Source organism: Serratia sp. 14-2641 (assembly GCF_001692375.1).
GTDB classification, from domain to species: Bacteria; Pseudomonadota; Gammaproteobacteria; order Enterobacterales; family Enterobacteriaceae; genus Chania; species Chania fonticola_C.
The window spans coordinates 1-3,004 of record NZ_LXKR01000075.1; the positions used below are offsets into that span (position 1 = coordinate 1).

The window sequence follows — 3,004 nt, forward strand, 5'->3', positions numbered from 1 at the left end:
CTCTAAAACACCTTTGGTGTTGTAAGGTTAAGCCTCACGGATCATTAGTACTGGTTAGCTCAATGCATCGCTGCACTTACACACCCAGCCTATCAACGTCTTAGTCTTAAACGTTCCTTCAGGGACCTTAAAGGCCCAGGGAAGACTCATCTCGAGGCAAGTTTCGCGCTTAGATGCTTTCAGCGCTTATCTTTTCCGCACTTAGCTACCGGGCAGTGCCATTGGCATGACAACCCGAACACCAGTGGTGCGTTCACTCCGGTCCTCTCGTACTAGGAGCAACCCCTCTCAATCTTCCAACGCCCACGGCAGATAGGGACCGAACTGTCTCACGACGTTCTAAACCCAGCTCGCGTACCACTTTAAATGGCGAACAGCCATACCCTTGGGACCTACTTCAGCCCCAGGATGTGATGAGCCGACATCGAGGTGCCAAACACCGCCGTCGATATGAACTCTTGGGCGGTATCAGCCTGTTATCCCCGGAGTACCTTTTATCCGTTGAGCGATGGCCCTTCCATTCAGAACCACCGGATCACTAAGACCTACTTTCGTACCTGCTCGAGCCGTCACTCTCGCAGTCAAGCTAGCTTATGCCTTTGCACTAACCTCACGATGTCCGACCGTGATTAGCTAACCTTCGTGCTCCTCCGTTACTCTTTGGGAGGAGACCGCCCCAGTCAAACTACCCACCAGACACTGTCCTCACCCCGGATCACGGGGCCGAGTTAGAACATCAAACATTAAAGGGTGGTATTTCAAGGTTGGCTCCATGCAGACTGGCGTCCACACTTCAAAGCCTCCCACCTATCCTACACATCAAGGCTCAATGTTCAGTGTCAAGCTATAGTAAAGGTTCACGGGGTCTTTCCGTCTTGCCGCGGGTACACTGCATCTTCACAGCGAGTTCAATTTCACTGAGTCTCGGGTGGAGACAGCCTGGCCATCATTACGCCATTCGTGCAGGTCGGAACTTACCCGACAAGGAATTTCGCTACCTTAGGACCGTTATAGTTACGGCCGCCGTTTACTGGGGCTTCGATCAAGAGCTTCGCCTTGCGGCTGACCCCATCAATTAACCTTCCAGCACCGGGCAGGCGTCACACCGTATACGTCCACTTTCGTGTTTGCACAGTGCTGTGTTTTTATTAAACAGTTGCAGCCAGCTGGTATCTGCGACTGGCTTCAGCTCCGAGAGCAAGTCTCTTCACCTACGCGCCAGCGTGCCTTCTCCCGAAGTTACGGCACCATTTTGCCTAGTTCCTTCACCCGAGTTCTCTCAAGCGCCTTGGTATTCTCTACCTGACCACCTGTGTCGGTTTGGGGTACGATTTGATGTTACCTGATGCTTAGAGGCTTTTCCTGGAAGCAGGGCATCAACTACTTCTGCACCGTAGTGCATCGTCATCACGCCTCAGGGTTGATAGCGTTCCGGATTTACCAGGAACACCCCCCTACACGCTTAAACCGGGACAACCGTCGCCCGGCTAGCCTAGCCTTCTCCGTCCCCCCTTCGCAGTAACACCGAGTACAGGAATATTAACCTGTTTCCCATCGACTACGCCTTTCGGCCTCGCCTTAGGGGTCGACTCACCCTGCCCCGATTAACGTTGGACAGGAACCCTTGGTCTTCCGGCGAGCGGGTTTTTCACCCGCTTTATCGTTACTTATGTCAGCATTCGCACTTCTGATACCTCCAGCAAACCTCACAGTTCACCTTCAACGGCTTACAGAACGCTCCCCTACCCAACAACGCCTAAGCGTCGCTGCCGCAGCTTCGGTGCATGGTTTAGCCCCGTTACATCTTCCGCGCAGGCCGACTCGACCAGTGAGCTATTACGCTTTCTTTAAATGATGGCTGCTTCTAAGCCAACATCCTGGCTGTCTATGCCTTCCCACATCGTTTCCCACTTAACCATGACTTTGGGACCTTAGCTGGCGGTCTGGGTTGTTTCCCTCTTCACGACGGACGTTAGCACCCGCCGTGTGTCTCCCGTGATAACATTCTTCGGTATTCGGAGTTTGCATCGGTTTGGTAAGCCGGGATGGCCCCCTAGCCGAAACAGTGCTCTACCCCCGAAGATGAGTTCACGAGGCGCTACCTAAATAGCTTTCGGGGAGAACCAGCTATCTCCCGGTTTGATTGGCCTTTCACCCCCAGCCACAAGTCATCCGCTAATTTTTCAACATTAGTCGGTTCGGTCCTCCAGTTAGTGTTACCCAACCTTCAACCTGCCCATGGCTAGATCACCGGGTTTCGGGTCTATACCTTGCAACTATTCGCCCAGTTAAGACTCGGTTTCCCTACGGCTCCCCTATACGGTTAACCTTGCTACAAAATATAAGTCGCTGACCCATTATACAAAAGGTACGCAGTCACACCACGAAGGTGCTCCCACTGCTTGTACGTACACGGTTTCAGGTTCTATTTCACTCCCCTCGCCGGGGTTCTTTTCGCCTTTCCCTCACGGTACTGGTTCACTATCGGTCAGTCAGGAGTATTTAGCCTTGGAGGATGGTCCCCCCATATTCAGACAGGATGTCACGTGTCCCGCCCTACTCATCGAACTCACAATTAATGCATTTTAGTGTACGGGGCTATCACCCTTTGCTGCGCGACTTTCCAGACGCTTCCACTAACACAAGAACTGATTCAGGTTCTGGGCTGTTCCCCGTTCGCTCGCCGCTACTAGGGGAATCTCGGTTGATTTCTTTTCCTCGGGGTACTTAGATGTTTCAGTTCCCCCGGTTCGCCTCGTATGGCTATGTATTCACCATACGATAGTGTGTCGAAACACACTGGGTTTCCCCATTCGGGTATTGCCGGTTATAACGGTTCATATCACCTTACCGACACTTTTCGCAGATTAGCACGCCCTTCATCGCCTCTGACTGCCTAGGCATCCACCGTGTACGCTTAGTCACTTAACCTCACAACCCGAAGGTGTTTCTGTAAACAGAGACACTGTCGTGCTGTTTATTTGAGAGACTCTATGACAGGTTA

1 rRNA gene is annotated in these 3,004 nt (G+C 52.3%); it reads right to left on the bottom strand.

From position 1 onward, the window contains the following. Positions 1-23 precede the first annotated feature (23 nt). Positions 24-2,931: ribosomal RNA gene (locus A6U95_RS23515) — 23S ribosomal RNA — on the bottom strand. Between the last annotated feature and the right edge of the window lie 73 nt (positions 2,932-3,004).